Origin of the sequence: Sphingosinithalassobacter sp. CS137, from assembly GCF_014334115.1 — a bacterium.
GTDB lineage: Bacteria > Pseudomonadota > Alphaproteobacteria > Sphingomonadales > Sphingomonadaceae > Sphingomonas.
In genome coordinates this window covers 2,880,962-2,897,510 of record NZ_CP060494.1, presented here as the reverse complement: position 1 = coordinate 2,897,510, position 16,549 = coordinate 2,880,962, and the positions used below count along the sequence as shown (strand labels likewise).

The window sequence follows — 16,549 nt, the reverse complement described above, 5'->3', positions numbered from 1 at the left end:
AGAACAACCTTCGGGCTGGGCATGTCGAAACCCCGTCCGTCCCCTTTCCGCCCTCGGAAAGAAGTGCAGCGCCTAGGCACGCTCGGCGCGGACGGGGCTGTTGGCTTCGGGCACGAGATAGGAAGCCTCGTGCCCGGCGACAACTCAGCCGATCTGGCCGAAGCACCAGCGCAGGATCGCCTTTTGCGCATGCAGGCGGTTTTCCGCCTCGGGCCAGATCAGCGACTGCGGCCCGTCGATCACCTCGGGCGTCACTTCCTCGCCGCGATGGGCGGGCAGGCAGTGGAGGAACCTGGCGTCGGGCTTGGCCTTCTCCATCAGCGCGGCATCGACCTGATAGGGTGCGAGCGCGGCCAGCTTCGCCTCGGCGTGGGCCTGCCCCATCGAGATCCAGGTGTCGGTGATGACGACATCGGCGTCGGCCACGGCTTCGGCCGGATCGTTGACGCAGCGCGCGCGCCCCGCCCCCGCCGCCATCGTCTCCTCCGGCAGCGAGAAGCTCTGCGGGCAGGCGGCGACAAGGTCGAACTGCATCAGCCCGGCAGCCTCGACAATCGAGGCGAGCACATTGTTGCCGTCGCCCAGCCAGGCGACTTTCAGCCCCGGCAGCGCCTTGCCGCTCTCGATGATCGTCAGCAGGTCGGCCATGATCTGGCAGGGATGGCTGTCGTCGGTCAGGCCGTTGATCACCGGCACGCTGGCATATTCCGCCATCTCGAGCAGCTTGGCGTGATCGTCGGTACGCACCATGATCGCGTCGCAATAGCCGGAAAGCACGCGCGCGGTATCGGCCACGGTCTCGCCGCGCCCCAACTGAGTCGTCGCCGCGTCGAGCACCACCGAGCTGCCGCCCAACTGGCGGATCGCCATGTCGAACGACACGCGCGTGCGCGTCGAGCTCTTCTCGAAGACCAGCGCCAGCGTATGCCCGGCGAGCGGCGCATCGGCGTCGAGCCTGCCCTTCGGCCAGCCTGCGCGCGCTGCCTTCCGGTCGAGCGCGTCGGCGAGCATGGCGGCGATGCCGGCGGGTCCGGCGTCGGCAAGACTAAGGAAATTGCGGATCGTCATCGGCACGCCTCTGGAAAAGCCCGTTGGCTCAATCGTCGCTCGGCGGCACATAGACCTGCGCCGCTTCGCTCAGCTTCTGCACGCATTCGGCGATATGCTCCTCGCCGATCACCAGCGGCGGCAGGATGCGGACGACATTCTCGCCCGCCGCCACCGTCAGCAGCCCGTGATGATCGCGGCAGAAGGCGACGAAATCGCGGCTCACCGCCGGCTCCTTGAGCTTGAGGCCGAGCATCAGCCCCTTGCCGCGCACGCTGTCGAACAGATGATCGTGGTTCGGGATCATCTGCTCCAGGCTCGCGCGGAGCCGCTCGCCCATCGCCTTCACATGCGCGAAAAAGCCTTCCTCGAACATCACGTCGAGCACTGCCTCGCCCGCCGCCATGGCGAGCGGATTGCCGCCATAGGTCGAGCCATGCGTGCCGATCACCATGCCCTTGGCGGCCTTCTCGGTGGCGAGGCACGCGCCGAGCGGGAAGCCGCCGCCGATGCCCTTCGCCGCGGCGAGGATGTCCGGCTCGATCCCATACTGCTCATAGGCGAACCAGCTGCCGGTGCGGCCGTACCCGCACTGCACTTCGTCGAGCACGAGCATCAGCCCCTTCTCGTCGCACGCCTTGCGCAGGCCCTGCAGGAACTCCGGCGTCGCCGCGCGGATGCCGCCCTCGCCCTGCACCGGCTCCACCAGGAAACCGGCGGTATTGTCGTCGATCAGCGCCAGCGCACCGTCCAGATCGTTGAACTCGGCATAGGCGAAGCCGGGCAGCAGCGGCTCGAATCCATCGCGCAGCTTGGCCTGGTTGGTGGCGCTGATCGTCCCGATCGTCCGCCCGTGAAATGCCATGTTGAAGGTGATCAGCCGGTGCTTCTCGGGCTGGCCGTTGGCGAAATGATAGCGGCGCGCGGTCTTGATCGCGCATTCGACTGCCTCGGCGCCCGAATTGGTGAAGAACACCGTATCGGCGAAGCTGTTGTCGACGATCCGCTGCGCCAGCTTCTCTCCCTGCGGCGAACCGTAGAGATTGGAGACGTGCATCAGCGTCGCCGCCTGGTCCTGAATCGCCTTGGTGAGGTGCGGATGGCCATGGCCCAGCGCGTTCACTGCGATGCCGCTGGCGAAATCGAGGTATCGCTCGCCGCGCTCGCCGATCAGATAGCAGCCCTCGCCTCGCACCGGACGCACATCGCACCGCGGATAAACGGGCATGAGCGGGGTGATCGACATTGGGACTGCTCCTTTTCGCAAGAACGAGTGAATACAACTCCGAAACGACAAAGGGCGGCCCATCCGGACCGCCCCGGAGCGGGTGTTTAGGGGCAGCCCAGCAATCGCGTCAACACCATCGCGCGCGACTCCGGCAGGAAAATGCCGTAGGATCGTTTCGCATCCGTCCGGATGTTCCGGGCGGCGCAAACAGGGGGTTTGCAATGGCACGCAAGATGATGACGGCCGCATGCGCGGCGATCGCCGCTCTGACCGTTTCCGCTCCGGCCTTGGCACAGCAGTCCTTCCTTGGCGAAGTGCTGCTCGTCGGATCGAATTTCTGTCCGGCCGGGACGATGGATGCCGATGGCCGGCTCCTGCCGATCCAGCAATATTCGGCGCTCTTCTCACTGTACGGGACGACCTATGGAGGCGATGGAGCGACTAGCTTCGCCATTCCCAAGCTCACCCCGCCGCTGGCCGGGATGCATTATTGCGTCGTCGTGGACGGCGCCTATCCGCCGCGCCCGAATCGGACGCGCACGAACTGAGCGGCTCATAACCGGTCCGCCGCCGCGTCTTTGCAGCGGCGGCGGACCGCTGGGTCGCGTCAGCTCTTCAGCTTCCAGCCGCGCTTGAGCAGCCAGTAGCAGAACAGCCCCAGCGCCACATCGAGCGCGAGGGTGATCGCACTGCCCAACAGCACGGGCGAATCGGCGACTCCGAGAAAGCCGTAGCGGAAGCCCGAGATGATGTAGAAAAACGGATTGGCGTGGCTGACCGCCTGAAAAGTCGGCGCGAGCCGCTCGACCGAATAGAAGGTGCCCGACAGCAGCGTGAGCGGCGCGACGACGAAATTCGTCACCGCAGCGGCGTGATCGAACTTCTCCGCCCAGATCGAAGTGAGCACGCCCATCAGCGCGAGGAACCCCGACCCCAGCAACCCGAACCAGAGCACTGCCCAGAAATGGCTCGGCGTCACGTTCACCCCCGGCCACAACGCCATCGCCAGCCACACCGCGCCGCCCACGCAGAAGGCGCGCGTCACTGCGCCGCCCACCAGCGCCGCGAGCAGCTCGCCGGTCGATAGCGGCGGCATCAGATAGTCGACGATCGTGCCCTGGATCTTGCCGACCAGCAGCGAGAAGCTGGCGTTCGCGAAGGCGTTTTGCAGCATGCCCATCACGATCAGCCCCGGCGCGACGAAATTGCCGAACGCGATCGGCTCGCCGTCGAGCGTCACCTGCCGCCCGTTTCCGCCCAGTGCGACGGTGAAGATCACCAGAAACAGCAGCGTCGTTACCGCGGGCGCCCAGATCGTCTGGAGTTGCACCTTGAAGAAACGGCGCACCTCCTTCACATATAGGGTTCGCAAGCCTGCCCAATTGACGTTGCGGATCGTGGGGACACCCGGCTCCGGCAGCGGATGCTGGCGGGGCTCGGCACCCGATTGGGGCTGGCTGCTCATGGCGCGATCGCCTAATCGCTGCCGGGGCCGCCCGCAAGCCGCGGAATACTGAAGGAAGACCATGAGCTGGACCGAAGAGCGCATCGAGACGCTGAAGAAGATGTGGGATAGCGGCATGACCGCCACTCGGATTGCCGAGGAACTGGGCAACGTCAGCCGCAATGCCGTGATCGGCAAGGCCCACCGGCTCGGCCTTCCGTCGCGTCCGTCGCCGGTGAAGCCGAACGAAGGCCGCGCCGCGCCTGCGGCGCCGGCAAAGGCCGCGCCCGAACCGCGCCCGGCGCCGGCACGCGAACCGGCCCAGCAGCAGGAACAGCCGCAGGACCAGGAGCAGGACCAGGAGGCGGCTCCCACTCCCGAAGCGAAGCCGAGCGCGCCGGCCCCGTCGCTTCGTTCGGTCGGCCCCGGCGGCTTCGTTCGCCAGAATCCCGGGGAGCAGGCGCCGCCGAGCACGCCCGCGCCGCCGCGCCGGCTGGTGCCCGCCAAGCCGAGCGAGGCGATCGCCGGCAAGACGTCGCTGCTCGATCTCAACGACCGCATCTGCAAATGGCCGATCGGCCATCCCGGCGAGCCGGACTTCCACTTCTGCGGCGAAAAGGTGAACCCCGGCTTTCCCTATTGCGTCGATCATTGCGGCCATGCCTATCAGGCGCAGCTGCCGCGCCGCGATCGCCGGCCTCCGCCGCCGCTTCCCTTCGGCGGTCCGCGGGTCCGCTGAACAGGAACCGAGGACATACGGGGGCGGTTCGAAAGAGCCGCCCCTTGTTTTGCGGGCAAGCTCCGCCCTTTCAGGCCGAACGCGGCGCCACCCGCACGTCGAGCATGCCGGCCGGTGTCGGTTCAATCAGCTCCCGTGCCGGCACGTCTCCGCGCAGCCATGCCGCCCAGCTCGTTCGCGGCATCAGTACGACCTGTCGCCGATGATGCGGCGCCACGTCGGGTCCCGGCTCGCACGTCAGCATGGTGAAGGCTTCGCCTGTTTTGGGAACCGCGCGCCACAGGCCCGCGACGCAGAGAAAGCCGTCTCCCAGCACGCTTCCGGGCGCGGGCGTGAACAACAGCCGCTCCTTGCGCTTGGGCTTCGTCCCCGTGCCCGGCGCCGGCTCACGGAATTCGTAGAAACCGTCGAGCGGGATCAGGCAACGCCCCTGCGTCGGCGCATTGCGGAAGTCGCGTCCCTCGGATCGGTAGTTGTAGATCGGGCGACCGCCCTGCCCCGGCCAGCTCCACCGCCGCTGCACCAGTTGCGCGCCCATTCCTTCGCCCAAGGGGGCGGCGCGCACGATCGGCGTGGCATCCGTAATGCGCACGCTGTCGGTCGGCTCGAGGTTCGGCAGCCCCTCGGGAAAGTCGAGCGGGATGCGCATTTGCGCGAAACCCTCACCGATCTCTCCTACGGCGATCTGCCGCGCCGCTTCGTTGCACATGCTATCAGTTGTGGCGCAAAGCGTGCGCCGGTCAACCGGCGCGGCGGGAGCCGCGGGCGCATCCGTTCGTTCGCGCTCCGAGAACATGGGAGGCAGGCATGCGGTTCTGGATTGGTGCGGCCGGCGTGGCGCTCACGGCCTTTTCGGCTCCTGCCAGCGCGCAGACCGAGCCGCAAACGCCGATCTACGGCGCCGACCTCGAGCGGTTCGACTATCCCTATCCGGTCCACTGGTTCGAAACCCGGTCGCAGGGCGATGCCGTGCGCATGGCCTATCTCGACGTCGCGCCGCGCGGCGCGCCGAACGGCGAGACGGTCGTGCTGCTCCACGGCAAGAATTTCTGCGCCGCGACCTGGGCTCAAGCGATCGGCGTACTGGCCGAAGCCGGCTATCGGGTGCTCGCGCCCGATCAGATCGGCTTCTGCAAGTCGAGCAAGCCCGAAGGCTATCAATATAGCTTCCGTGCGCTCGCGAGCCTGACGGATGCACTGCTCGACCGCGTCGGCGCGGAGAAGGTCACGCTCGTCGGCCATTCGACCGGGGGGATGCTGGCGATGCACTATGCGCTCCTCCATCCCGAGCGGCTGGAGCGGCTGGTGCTCGTCAATCCGCTCGGGCTCAACGATACCGTGGCCGAAGGCGTCCCCTATGCCGATCTCGGCACGCTGCGTGCGGAGGAAGCCGAGACCGACCGCGCCTCGATCAAGGCATATCAGCAGCGCGTCTATTATCAGGGCGAATGGCGGCCGGCCTATGATCGCTGGGTGGACATGCTGGCCGGGCAATATGCCAGTCCGGAGGGCGATCGGGTGCGCGACGCGCAGGCCCGGCTTTCGGACATGATCCAGAGCCAGCCGATCGTGGGGCAGATCCCGGAAATCGACGTGCCCACCACGCTGATCATCGGCCAACGGGATCTGACCAGCTTCCGCCGCGGCAGCGCGCCCGAGGCGCAACGCGAGTCGATCCGCACCGTGCCGGAAGCGGCCGAGACGGCAGTAAACCGCTTTCCCGAGGCACGGCTCATCCGCCTTCCCGAACTCGGCCATTCGCCGCAGATCGAGGCTCCCGAGCAGTTCCATCGCATTCTGCTAGCCGCGCTCGCCTCAGGCGACTGATCCTCGAAGCCGTTGCCACAGCATCGGCGACCTGCGAATGACGGCCAACACACGGCGGCGCCTTGCACTGCGGAATCGCGGCGCCCATACCGGGAACATGTCCGACGACCTGTTCGAGTCCGATACTCCCCGCTCCGCCCAAAGCTATGACGCCTCCTCGATCGAAGTGCTCGAGGGGCTGGAGCCGGTGCGCCGCCGCCCCGGCATGTATATCGGCGGGACCGACGAGCGGGCGCTGCACCACCTCGCCGCCGAAGTGCTCGACAACGCCATGGACGAAGCGGTGGCGGGCCATGCCACCCGGATCGAAGTGATGCTGGACGAGGGCAACCGCCTGACGATCAGCGACAATGGCCGCGGCATTCCGGTCGATCCGCACCCCAAGTTTCCAGACAAGTCCGCGCTCGAAGTGATTCTCTCGACGCTCCATTCGGGGGGCAAGTTCTCGGGCAAGGCCTATGCGACGTCAGGCGGGCTCCACGGCGTCGGCGTCAGCGTCGTCAACGCGCTCTCGGTGGATACGGTGGTCGAAGTCGCGCGCAACCGCGAGCTGTTCCGCCAGCGGTTCAGCCAAGGGCAGACGCTTGGCCCGCTCGAGACGCTTGGCTCCACGCCCAACCGCCGCGGAACCACGATCGCCTTCACTCCGGATCCGGAGATCTTCGGGCCGGAGATGCAGTTCAAGCCCGCCCGGCTCTACAAGCTCGCGCGCTCCAAGGCCTATCTGTTCGCCGGCGTCGAGATTCGCTGGAAATGCGCGCCGGCGCTGGTCGAAGGAAGCGACATTCCCGCCGAGGGCGTGTTCCAGTTCCCCGGCGGCCTTGCCGATCATCTGAAGGAACAGGTCGGCGGGCGCGAATGCGCGACGGCGGAATTCTTCGCCGGGAGCCAGGATTTCCCCGAAGGCAACGGCCGAGTCGAATGGGCGGTTGCGTGGCCGCTCTGGTCCGACGGCAGCTACAGCTGGTATTGCAACACCATCCCCACCCCCGATGGCGGCACGCACGAGCAGGGCCTGCGCACCGCTCTCACGCGGGCGTTGCGCGCTTTCGGCGACCTTGTCGGGCAGAAGAAGGCCAAGGATCTCACGGCGGACGACGTGATGACCGGCAGCGAACTCATGCTCTCGGTGTTCATCCGCGATCCCCAGTTCCAGAGCCAGACCAAGGACCGCCTCACCTCGCCCGAGGCGACCGGCCTGGTCGAAAAGGCCGTGCGCGATCATTTCGACCATTTCCTCACCGACAACATGGATCGCGGCAAGGCGCTGCTCGGCTATGTGCTCGAGCGGATGGACGAGCGGCTTCGGCGCAAGCAGGAACGCGACGTCAAGCGCAAGACCGCGACCAGCGCGCGCAAGCTGCGCCTGCCCGGCAAGCTCACCGATTGTTCCTCGGACGCTTCGGAAGGCACCGAGCTGTTCATCGTCGAGGGCGACAGCGCGGGCGGCACGGCGAAACAGGCACGCGACCGCAAGACGCAGGCGATCCTGCCGATCCGCGGCAAGATCCTCAACGTCGCCAGCGCCACCTCGGCCAAGATCCTCGCCAATCAGGAAATCGCCGATCTGATCCTCGCGATGGGCTGCGGCACCCGCAAGGACTGCGACGCGGCTAACCTGCGCTACGATCGGATCATCATCATGACCGATGCCGATGTCGATGGCGCGCATATCGCTACGCTGCTGATGACCTTCTTCTTCCAGGAGATGCCCGACGTGGTGCGCAAGGGGCACCTCTATTTGGCCCAGCCGCCGCTCTATCGCCTCACCGCGGGCGCCAAGTCGGCCTATGCACGGGATGATGCGCATCGCGCCGAGCTGGAGCGCACCGAATTCAAGGGCAGAAAGGTCGAAGTCGCGCGGTTCAAGGGACTCGGCGAAATGAACGCGCAGCAGCTCAAGGAAACGACGATGGATCCCAAGACGCGCGGCATGCTGCGCGTCCGCCTGCCCGAGGAATATGAGGAACGGGCGGTTGTGAAGGATCTGGTCGACCGGCTGATGGGGACCAATCCGGCGCATCGCTTCGCCTTCATCCAGGAAAACGCCGCGCGGCTCGAGGAAGACGCGATCGACGCCTGACCCCCTTCGGCCAATAATTGATATCATAATTTTTGCCGGGTAGGATCGGGCGGCCGCGGCGATTCGCGGCGCAGCAGGGGACTTGCCGATGCTTCGCACACGCCTTCTCGCCGCAGCCTTCGCCGCGCTCACCCTCACCGGAGCGCCGGCCGTCGCGCAGGACGCTCCCGCTTCCCCGCCGCAAGCTCCGCAGGCGATCGCACCTTCCCCGGCACTGCAGGCACGGATCGACGAGCTTCCGGCAATCCTTTCCGGCGGCGGCGATTACGAGGCGTTTTTCCATCCGGCCTTCGTCGCGCAAGTGCCGAAGGCGCAGTTCGATCAAATGACCGCCCAGATGCGCGCCGGCGCGGATGCTCCGCCCGAGATCGCCGACGTCGAGGCGCGCGACCCGAATCAGGCCGTCATCACCGTCGCCTTTGCGAACACCACTGCCACGCTCCAGATCGCCGTCGATCCTGCCGAGCCGCATCAGGTAACGGGGCTTCGAGTGACTGGCTTTCAGGCGCGCGAAGCATCGCTCGGCGAAGTGTTCGACGCGATCGAGGCGCTGCCGGGGCGCACCGGCTATGCTGCCGCGCGATTGGGCGACGGCGCTCCGCAGATGCTTCATGCCGAGGATGCCGACACTCCGTTCGGCGTCGGCTCCGCCTTCAAGCTCTGGATCCTCGCGGAACTGGTCCGCGCCACCAATGCCGGTGAACGGCAGTGGGACGATGTAGTGACGCTCGACGGAAGCGCGCTTCCCGGCGGCGCCTATTTCGCGGCGCCTGCGGGCACCGAAGTCACGCTGCGCGAACTGGCCGAGCGGATGATCTCGGTGAGCGACAACAGCGCGACCGACATCCTGCTCCACCATCTCGGCCGCGAGCGGGTGGAGGCGATGCTGCCGGTGGTCGGCGTCGCGCCCGAACAGGTCGCGATGAATCGCCCGCTGCTCGGCACGCTCGAATTCTTCAAGCTGAAGGGGATCGAGGATGGGGCGCTTGGCCGCCAGTGGATCGGCAGCGACCATGCCGAGCGCCGCGCGCTGCTGGCCGGCGAAGTCGCCGCCGCGCCGATCACGGCAATCCGCCCCGATCTGTTCCAGGACGGCGTGCCGGTGATGATCGACGCAATCGAGTTCTTCGCCAGCCCCGCGGATCTCGTCCGCACGATGGACTGGCTGCGCCGCAACACCGAAGCCAATTCCGTCGCCCGCGAAATCCTCTCGCAGAACCCCGGCATCTCGCCCGGCATTGCGCAGCAGTGGCGCTATGTCGGGTATAAGGGCGGCTCCGAACCCGGTGTCATCAACATGACGCTGCTCCTCCAGGCGCAGTCCGGGGAGTGGTATGCATTCAGCGGAAGCTGGAACGACCCGGAGGCGGCGGTCGACAACGGCCGCTTCGCGGGGCTCGTAAGCCGCATGGCGGAACTGGCGGCGGCGGCGCTGCCGCAACAGAGCGCCGGCCAGTAAGCGACTCGCTCAATCGCCTGGGGCCGCCGTTCGGCCGAAGGGGATGCAACCGCTCCGGAGGAGCGGGGCATCAGGGGGGCCGCCGCCGATCGCCCGCTCCAGCCGCTTAGCGCCTGGTGCTTCGCGCCGCCCATTCGTCACGCAGCAGTCCGTACAGCGCGGTGTCGCGCACGCCGATGTGCGTCTCCCATTCGGCGCGCAAAATACCTTCGAGCGTGAAGCCGAGCGACTCCAGCAGCGCCCGCGAGGCGCGATTCTCCGGATCGGTGTCGGCGATCACACGACGCTGGCCTTCTTCGAAGAACAGGTGATCGAGCAGCCGAGTGACCGCCTCGCGCGCGATCCCCTGCCCCCAGTGCACCCGCCCGAGGATATAGCCGACTTCGATCACGCCCGAACGCTTCGCGCCGGCGGCGACCCACCCAAGCGCGCTATCGTCGCCGCGCCGCGTGATCGCCCAGTGACGCCATTCGGGCACGGGACGCAGATAATCGCGCGTCTCTTCCAGGCTGGCGTGCGGGCCGCTCGACCACCAGGTCATCAGCTCGGCATCGGCCAGCATCGGGTGCAGCGCCTCGGCATCATCGGGAGAAAGCGGCCGCAGCCGCAGCCGCTCGGTCTCGAGCACCGGCGGCGCATCCCTCACGACGCGAGCGCCTCCACCAGATCGCGGACCTTCTTCTGCCGCCACTGCGGCAGCGGCGCGACCAGCCAGTAGCCGAGCCGCGACGCTTTGGGCTCGCCCACCATCACCACTCGGCCGGCGGCCAGGTCGCCGCGCGCCAGCACTTCGGGAATGGTCGCCCGGCCCAGCCCGTCGGCGGCGGCGTCGAGCGCGAGCCCGGCATCGCCCACCCGCACCAGCGACTGCGCCTCGTCGGAAATACACCCCGGCCATGAAATGCGCGTCTCCGCGCCCCCGCCCGGCCGCTCCACCGTCACCATCCCGTCGGATTCGAGCGCCTCGCCCTCATGCTCGCCCGGCCCCTCGCCCCATCGGACCGCGAGATCGAGGTTGGCCTCGGTGAAATCGACGCTTTCGTCGGCGGTAAGCAGCATGAAGCGCAGCTCGCCGTCGGCGCGCGCGATTTCGGCCAGGCGCGGCATCAGCCATTTCGCGGTGAGGTCACGCGGGGCGGCGATCGTCAGCGACTTCGACGACTGCCCCGCCTGCATCGCGCGTACCGCCTCCTCGAACTGCAGGAAGCCGTGACGCAGCGCGTCGAGCCCCGCCTCGCCTTCGGGCGTCAGCTCCAGTCCGCGCGTCGTGCGGCGGAACAGCACGACGCCCAGCGTGTCCTCCAGCGCCCGGATCTGCTGGCCCACTGCGGCCGGCGTGACCGCCAGCTCGTCGGCCGCGCGGGTGAACGACAGGTGCCGGGCGGCAGCGTCGAGAACGCGAAGGCCGTTGAGCGGGAGATGCGTGCGCTTCATCGGCTCATCTCACCCCGTCACGGTCGGAGCGATCAGCGCGAATTTGGGGATCGTAACGTCGAAGGTGGAGCCGTCCTCGCCCAGCATGTGATAGCTGCCCTGCATGTTCCCCGTCGGCGTCGCGAGCGGACATCCGGAGACATAGTCGAAACTACCGCCCGGCGCGATCAGCGGCTGCTCGCCCACCACGCCTTCGCCTTCCACCGAATGGCGCGCGCCGCGCCCATCGGTGATGATCCAGTGGCGCGTGAGCAGTTGCACCGCCATCGGCCCTTCGTTCTCGATGCGGATGTGATAGGCCCAGAACCAGCGCCCGCGCTGCGGCTCCGACTGTTCCGGCAGATAGGAGACCGATACGCGAACGGTGATCCCCCGCGTCTCGGCTTCCTCGGTGAACAGCGCCTTCATCAAAGGCCCACCGCTCGCAGCGCCTGATCGAGATCGGCGATCAGATCCTCCGGATCCTCCAGTCCGACGTTGATGCGCAGCAGCCCTTCGGTAATGCCCATTTCGAGCCGCTTCTCCTCGGCGACTCCCGAGTGCGTGGTCGATGCCGGATGCGTCATCAACGAGCGCGAGTCGCCGATGTTGTTCGAAATGTCGATCAGCTCCAGCGCATCGAGCAGCCCGTGCGCCTGGCTGCGCCCGCCGTCCACCTCGAACGAGAAGATCGGCCCCGCCGCCGCCATCTGCGCCATCGCCAGATCGTGCTGCGGATGGCTGGGCAGGCCGGGGTGGTTGATCCGCGGCACGCGCCCGTCCAGGAAGCGCCCTACGACCAGTGCATTCTCGCTCTGACGGCGGATGCGCAGATCGAGCGTCTCCAGCCCCTTCAGCACCACCCAGGCATTGAACGCGCTCAGCGTCGGCCCAGTGTTGCGCGTGAACGGCAGCAGCACCTCGGTGACGAAATCCTCGCTGCCGCTCACCGCGCCGGCGAGCACCCGCCCCTGCCCGTCCATCATCTTGGTCGCCGAATAGGCAACGACATCGGCGCCGAACTCCATAGGCCGCTGGAGCGCGGGCGTCGCAAAGGCATTGTCGACGACGCTGGTGATCCCGCGCTCGCGCGCGATGCCGCACACCGCCTTCAGATCAACGACGTCCATCGTCGGATTGGCCGGAGTCTCGAAGAAGAAGACCTTCGTCCTGTCGGTCGCCGCGTCGGCGAATGCCTGCGGATCGCGCGCATCGACCACCGTCGTCGCGATGCCGAATTTGGGCAGCAGCGTATCGGTGAGCCAGCGGCACGATCCGAACAGCGCGCGACCCGCGACGACATGATCGCCTGCCTCCAGCTGGCACAGCAGCGCCGCGGTCATCGCCGCCATGCCGCTGGCCATGCAGCGCGCGGCCTCGGCGCCTTCCATCAGCGCGATCCGCTGCTCGAGCATCTCGACGGTAGGATTCTGCAGCCGCGAATAGGTCATGCCCGCCTGCTCGCCGGCAAAGCGGGCGGCGGCATCGGCGGCACAATCATAGGCATAGCCGGACGTGAGGAACAGCGCCTCGCTCGTCTCGCCCCATTCCGAACGCGCGGTTCCTCCGCGCACCGCCTGAGTCGCGGGCTTCCACTTTTGGGTGACGCTACGGTCCTGTCCGGTATGACGCTTCATGACGGTTGCTTTGCCGGGGCCGGACGGGCGGCGTCAAGTTAGCCGCGCTTGGGCCGTGCCAAGCCGGCTCCCCCAAACGGCATGACGCACGCGAAATGATCGGCTATCGCTCCGCCGCCATGCTCGATCGCCTCACTGACCTTCGCTCCCGTCCCTGGCTGGTCGGGCTGCTCGTCGCCCTCGCTGCCCAGATCCTGTTCACCGTGCATCTCGACCGCCCGGGCATCATTCAGTTCGACGAGACTCATTACGTGCCTGCCGCGCGCAGCCTGCTGCTGCTCGATCAGGCGCGCAACACCGAGCATCCGCTGGTCGCCAAGGAACTGATCGCGCTCGGCATGGCGGTTTTCGGAGACAATGTCTGGGGATGGCGCCTGCCGTCGACGCTCGCCGGCAGCGCCACGGTCGCCGGCGTGTTCGCGATCCTGTGGCTGCTGCTGGGGCGCATGCGCTTTGCTCTCGCGGGCGCGGTGTTCGTCGCGCTGAACCAGCTGCTCTATGTGCAGGCGCGGATCGCGATGCTCGACGTGTTTCTGGGCGCGTTCCTCGTCTGGGCGATGGTGGCGTTCCTGGCGGCGATGCGCGCGCCGCCGAACAAGGTGCTCATGCGCTGGATCGCGGGAAGCGTGTTGCTGGGGCTCGCGGTCGGCGTGAAATGGGCCGCGATCCCCTATGTCGCGCTCGCGGGGCTGGCGTTCGTGACGATCCGGCTGATCGACGCCCGCCGCAGCGCCTCGCGCCCGGCGCAGCCGCAGCCGCAGCCGCAGCCGCAGCGGGGAATGGTGGCCGCCGCTCTCGCCGGAAAGGGTCAGCCGCACTGGCCGGGTCTCGCGACGCTTCCGGGGCTGCTGCTGATGGGCGCCGTGAGCATCACCGTTTATTTTCTCACCTATCTACCGGCCTTCTTCTACGCCTATGGGGCGATCCCTCCCGGCGAGATCGTCGCGTTCCAGTTCAAGATGTACGAGGCGCAGACCCAGGTGCTGTCGGCGCACACCTATGAGTCCGACTGGTGGAGCTGGCCGCTGATGCTGCGGCCGATCTGGTATTTCTACGAGTTCGAGGGCGGCGCCCAGCGCGGGGTACTGCTGATCGGCAATCCGGTGATCATGTGGGGCGGTCTCGTCGCCGTAGCCGCCTGCTACTGGGCATGGTTCCGGTCGAAGGCGATCGTGCCGCTGGCGATGGCGCTGCTGTGGACCGCTTCGCTCGCCATCTACATCGTCATCCCCAAGTCACTGGGCTTCTATTACTATTATCATCTCTCGGGCATTTTCCTCGCGCTGGTGCTGGCGGTCGCCTTCCACCATTTCGATGGGGGCAAGCGGCGCGGGCTCGAGGAATGGTTCGGCGGCGCGGCGCTGCTCGCCTTCATCTATTTCTATCCGATCCTCTCGGCCGCGCCGCTCTCCGGAGGCGACGCGTTCGAATTCTGGATGTGGTTCCCGAGCTGGAGGTGATGCTGCCGGTGCGGCGGCGAGTTACTTGTACCGCCCCCAGGTGAAGCGCGACGATAGCGCGAAGTTCCACACCGCGCCGACGAGGATGCCGGCAAGCGCCGAGAACGCCCAGTATCCGTGCTGCACATCGTGCAGGAACGCCGCCACGCCGACGTTTGCCACTGCCCCGACCGCGCAGACCGCACAGAAGGAAAGCCAGCCGCTCACCAGCGCCTTCGCGCCCTTCAGCCGCCGATCGCGATAGGTGAGTGCATTGTTGAGGAAGAAGTTGAACGTCATCGCCGCCAGCGTGGCGATCGCGGTGGCGACGATGAACCCCAGCCCCGCGCCTATGAAGAACAGCCACAGCACCGCCATGTGCAGCCCCGCCCCCAGCGCGCCGATCGCGGAGAACATCGCGAAGCGGACCGGCACGAAACGCCCGAACATGCGATCGTAGAGCGCGATCAGATATTCCATCGCCACCACGTGATCGAGCTTGCTCTCGCCGGCTTCGCGGATTCGGAAGACATAGGGCAGCTCCCTGAACTTCAGCGGCCGCGGGCTCGCGGTCATGATGTCGAGCAGGATCTTGAAGCCGATGCCCGACAGCAGCGGCGCGAGGCCGCGCATCACGTCCGACCGGATCATGAAGAAGCCGCTCATCGGATCGGTGAGCCCGTCCTTCAGCACGCCGCGAGACAATCGCGTAGCAAGCGCCGATTTGGCCACTCGGTCGCGATCCCATTCGCCCGTGCCGCCGCCTTCGACGAAGCGCGATCCGATCACCACGTCGAGCGTTGCGTCCGCCTGCAACGCGTCGAGCATCTTCGGCAGCAGCGTCTCGTCATGCTGCAGGTCGCCGTCGATCACCGCGACCGCCGGCGCCGCGGTCGCGCACATGCCCTCGATGCACGCCGAAGAAAGGCCGCGCCGGCCGATCCGCTGGATTACCCGCACCCGTCCGTCGATCCGCGCCAGCTCGCGCGCGGCGTCCGCCGTGCCGTCGGGGCTGTCGTCATCGACGAAGATCGCTTCCCAGGCGCGGCCTTCCAGCGCCTGATCGAGCTTTGCGATCAGCACCGGCACATTCTCGCGCTCGTTGAAGGTCGGGATGACGACCGCGAGCTCCAGCGATCGCGGGATCACGCGAGGTGCCTGAGCACGGTGTCGCCCATCTCCCGCGTCGAGCAGCTGCCGCCCAGATCGGCGGTCCGCACTCCGCTCGCCAGCGCGCGCGCGACGGCGGCCTCGATCCGCTCGGCGTTCGGCACGTCGTCGAGCGAGTGGCGCAGCAGCATCGCCGCCGAGAGAATTGCGGCGCAGGGATTCGCCTTGCCCTGCCCGGCGATGTCCGGCGCGCTGCCGTGGATCGGCTCGTAGAGGCCGCGACTGCCCTCGCCCAGCGAGGCGGACGGCAGCATGCCGATCGACCCCGCGCACATGCTCGCCTGGTCCGAGAGGATGTCGCCGAACAGATTGCCGGTGACGACCACGTCGAACTGTCCCGGATTGCGCACCAGCTGCATCGCGGCATTGTCGACGTACATGTGGCTCAACGCGACGTCGCGATAGTCGGCCGAAACTTCGTTCACCACGTCGCGCCAGAGCTGCGAGCTTTCGAGCACATTCGCCTTGTCGACCGACACCAGCCGGCGCGAGCGCGTGCGCGCCGTCTCGAAGCCGACGCGGGCGATTCGTGCGATTTCGGCTTCGTCATAGGCCATGATGTCGAAGCCCAGGCGATGCCCTGCGTCGTTCAGCTTGCGGCCCTTCTCGCCGAAATAGACGTCGCCGGTCAGCTCGCGGACGATCACCAGATCGATGTCGCGCGCGATTTCGGGGCGAAGCGCCGAAGCCCCTTCCAGTCCCGCGAACAGCTTCGACGGGCGCAGGTTGGCGAACAGGCCCAGTTCCTTGCGCAGCCCCAGGATCGCTGCCTCGGGGCGAAAGGCGCGCTCCAGCGTGTCATATTGCGGCGCCCCGACCGCGCCAAACAGAATCGCGTCGGCGCGTTTCGCCAGCGCCAGCGTATCGGGCGGCAGCGGCATACCGGTTTCGAGATAGGCCGCGCCTCCCACCAGCGCTTCTTCGAACCTTGCTCCGCAGCCCACGGCCTCGAGCACCCGGCGCGCCTCGGCCGTCACTTCGGGACCGATGCCGTCGCCCGGCAAAATCGCGATCAATGCCACTGAAACCAGCCCTCCCTCGGCGCAGCGCATTGCCGATGTCG

The 16,549-nt window shown here is 67.3% G+C and carries 16 protein-coding genes; 6 read left to right on the top strand and 10 right to left on the bottom strand.

Translation table 11 applies throughout. The features are described 5' to 3' along the window. Positions 1–144: 144 nt before the first annotated feature. A complete protein-coding gene (gene argF, locus H7V21_RS14205; protein ID WP_188056576.1) occupies positions 145–1,068 on the bottom strand; it encodes an ornithine carbamoyltransferase in 924 nt (307 codons plus the stop codon). A 28-nt stretch (positions 1,069–1,096) separates the two neighbouring features. Further along, the gene (locus H7V21_RS14200) at positions 1,097–2,293 is read right to left on the bottom strand and encodes an aspartate aminotransferase family protein (protein ID WP_188054357.1); all 1,197 of its coding nucleotides are present in this window, start codon (positions 2,291–2,293) and stop codon (positions 1,097–1,099) included. Between the two features lie 203 nt (positions 2,294–2,496). Here H7V21_RS14200 and H7V21_RS14195 point away from each other — a divergent pair, with 203 nt between their 5' ends. Beyond that, positions 2,497–2,823, top strand: coding sequence for a phage tail protein (locus H7V21_RS14195; RefSeq protein ID WP_188054356.1), 327 nt, complete (start codon positions 2,497–2,499; stop codon positions 2,821–2,823). Between the two features lie 59 nt (positions 2,824–2,882). Here H7V21_RS14195 and H7V21_RS14190 read toward each other — a convergent pair whose 3' ends face one another. Continuing rightward, positions 2,883–3,740: an ABC transporter permease gene (locus tag H7V21_RS14190; RefSeq protein WP_188054355.1), complete on the bottom strand. Its 858-nt coding sequence runs from the start codon at positions 3,738–3,740 to the stop codon at positions 2,883–2,885. Positions 3,741–3,801: 61 nt separating this feature from the next. Between H7V21_RS14190 and H7V21_RS14185 the strand changes: the two genes are divergently transcribed. After that, positions 3,802–4,458: a GcrA family cell cycle regulator gene (locus tag H7V21_RS14185; protein WP_188054354.1), complete on the top strand. Its 657-nt coding sequence runs from the start codon at positions 3,802–3,804 to the stop codon at positions 4,456–4,458. Positions 4,459–4,528: 70 nt separating this feature from the next. Here the strand turns inward: H7V21_RS14185 and H7V21_RS14180 are convergent, their stop codons facing one another. Next, positions 4,529–5,167, bottom strand: coding sequence for an SOS response-associated peptidase family protein (locus tag H7V21_RS14180; protein WP_188054353.1), 639 nt, complete (start codon positions 5,165–5,167; stop codon positions 4,529–4,531). 98 nt (positions 5,168–5,265) lie between these two features. On the opposite strand from H7V21_RS14180, the gene H7V21_RS14175 reads away from it, so the two are divergent. The 3 genes from H7V21_RS14175 to H7V21_RS14165 all read left to right on the top strand — a co-directional run bounded on the left by H7V21_RS14175 (position 5,266) and on the right by H7V21_RS14165 (position 9,827). Next, complete coding sequence (locus H7V21_RS14175; RefSeq protein WP_188054352.1) at positions 5,266–6,285, top strand: alpha/beta fold hydrolase; 1,020 nt, start codon at positions 5,266–5,268, stop codon at positions 6,283–6,285. 97 nt (positions 6,286–6,382) lie between these two features. Beyond that, positions 6,383–8,368 (top strand): DNA topoisomerase IV subunit B, encoded by a 1,986-nt coding sequence (parE, locus tag H7V21_RS14170; RefSeq protein WP_188054351.1) that lies wholly within the window; start codon positions 6,383–6,385, stop codon positions 8,366–8,368. A gap of 88 nt (positions 8,369–8,456) precedes the next feature. Continuing rightward, the gene (locus H7V21_RS14165) at positions 8,457–9,827 is read left to right on the top strand and encodes a serine hydrolase (RefSeq protein ID WP_188054350.1); all 1,371 of its coding nucleotides are present in this window, start codon (positions 8,457–8,459) and stop codon (positions 9,825–9,827) included. Positions 9,828–9,933: 106 nt separating this feature from the next. Here the strand turns inward: H7V21_RS14165 and H7V21_RS14160 are convergent, their stop codons facing one another. The 4 genes from H7V21_RS14160 to H7V21_RS14145 are packed head-to-tail and all read right to left on the bottom strand — an operon-like array spanning position 9,934 to position 12,877. Next, entirely contained in the window at positions 9,934–10,473 is a 540-nt protein-coding gene (locus H7V21_RS14160) for a GNAT family N-acetyltransferase (protein ID WP_188054349.1), read from the bottom strand. After that, the gene (locus H7V21_RS14155) at positions 10,470–11,261 is read right to left on the bottom strand and encodes a LysR family transcriptional regulator (protein WP_188054348.1); all 792 of its coding nucleotides are present in this window, start codon (positions 11,259–11,261) and stop codon (positions 10,470–10,472) included. Before H7V21_RS14155 ends, H7V21_RS14160 begins: the two co-directional genes overlap by 4 nt. A 9-nt stretch (positions 11,262–11,270) precedes the next feature. Then, on the bottom strand, positions 11,271–11,669 hold the full coding sequence (gene apaG / locus H7V21_RS14150) for a Co2+/Mg2+ efflux protein ApaG (protein ID WP_188054347.1): 399 nt from the start codon (positions 11,667–11,669) through the stop codon (positions 11,271–11,273). Next, on the bottom strand, positions 11,669–12,877 hold the full coding sequence (locus tag H7V21_RS14145; RefSeq protein WP_188054346.1) for a trans-sulfuration enzyme family protein: 1,209 nt from the start codon (positions 12,875–12,877) through the stop codon (positions 11,669–11,671). The genes apaG and H7V21_RS14145 overlap by 1 nt, the downstream gene beginning before the upstream one ends. Before the next feature lie 95 nt (positions 12,878–12,972). Here H7V21_RS14145 and H7V21_RS14140 point away from each other — a divergent pair, with 95 nt between their 5' ends. Beyond that, positions 12,973–14,337, top strand: coding sequence for a phospholipid carrier-dependent glycosyltransferase (locus H7V21_RS14140; protein WP_262503894.1), 1,365 nt, complete (start codon positions 12,973–12,975; stop codon positions 14,335–14,337). 21 nt (positions 14,338–14,358) lie between these two features. Here H7V21_RS14140 and H7V21_RS14135 read toward each other — a convergent pair whose 3' ends face one another. Further along, positions 14,359–15,465: a glycosyltransferase family 2 protein gene (locus tag H7V21_RS14135; protein ID WP_410482662.1), complete on the bottom strand. Its 1,107-nt coding sequence runs from the start codon at positions 15,463–15,465 to the stop codon at positions 14,359–14,361. After that, a complete protein-coding gene (leuB, locus tag H7V21_RS14130) occupies positions 15,462–16,508 on the bottom strand; it encodes a 3-isopropylmalate dehydrogenase (protein ID WP_188054345.1) in 1,047 nt (348 codons plus the stop codon). Before leuB ends, H7V21_RS14135 begins: the two co-directional genes overlap by 4 nt. Between the last annotated feature and the right edge of the window lie 41 nt (positions 16,509–16,549).

What these genes read in the sequence shown, in the direction of transcription:
- argF (WP_188056576.1), bottom strand. Translation starts at nt 1,068, where the DNA reads ATGACGATCCGCAATTTCCTTAGTCTTGCCGACGCCGGACCCGCCGGC.
- H7V21_RS14200 (WP_188054357.1), bottom strand. Translation starts at nt 2,293, where the DNA reads ATGTCGATCACCCCGCTCATGCCCGTTTATCCGCGGTGCGATGTGCGT.
- H7V21_RS14195 (WP_188054356.1), top strand. Translation starts at nt 2,497, where the DNA reads ATGGCACGCAAGATGATGACGGCCGCATGCGCGGCGATCGCCGCTCTG.
- H7V21_RS14190 (WP_188054355.1), bottom strand. Translation starts at nt 3,740, where the DNA reads ATGAGCAGCCAGCCCCAATCGGGTGCCGAGCCCCGCCAGCATCCGCTG.
- H7V21_RS14185 (WP_188054354.1), top strand. Translation starts at nt 3,802, where the DNA reads ATGAGCTGGACCGAAGAGCGCATCGAGACGCTGAAGAAGATGTGGGAT.
- H7V21_RS14180 (WP_188054353.1), bottom strand. Translation starts at nt 5,167, where the DNA reads ATGTGCAACGAAGCGGCGCGGCAGATCGCCGTAGGAGAGATCGGTGAG.
- H7V21_RS14175 (WP_188054352.1), top strand. Translation starts at nt 5,266, where the DNA reads ATGCGGTTCTGGATTGGTGCGGCCGGCGTGGCGCTCACGGCCTTTTCG.
- parE (WP_188054351.1), top strand. Translation starts at nt 6,383, where the DNA reads ATGTCCGACGACCTGTTCGAGTCCGATACTCCCCGCTCCGCCCAAAGC.
- H7V21_RS14165 (WP_188054350.1), top strand. Translation starts at nt 8,457, where the DNA reads ATGCTTCGCACACGCCTTCTCGCCGCAGCCTTCGCCGCGCTCACCCTC.
- H7V21_RS14155 (WP_188054348.1), bottom strand. Translation starts at nt 11,261, where the DNA reads ATGAAGCGCACGCATCTCCCGCTCAACGGCCTTCGCGTTCTCGACGCT.
- apaG (WP_188054347.1), bottom strand. Translation starts at nt 11,669, where the DNA reads ATGAAGGCGCTGTTCACCGAGGAAGCCGAGACGCGGGGGATCACCGTT.
- H7V21_RS14145 (WP_188054346.1), bottom strand. Translation starts at nt 12,877, where the DNA reads ATGAAGCGTCATACCGGACAGGACCGTAGCGTCACCCAAAAGTGGAAG.
- H7V21_RS14140 (WP_262503894.1), top strand. Translation starts at nt 12,973, where the DNA reads ATGATCGGCTATCGCTCCGCCGCCATGCTCGATCGCCTCACTGACCTT.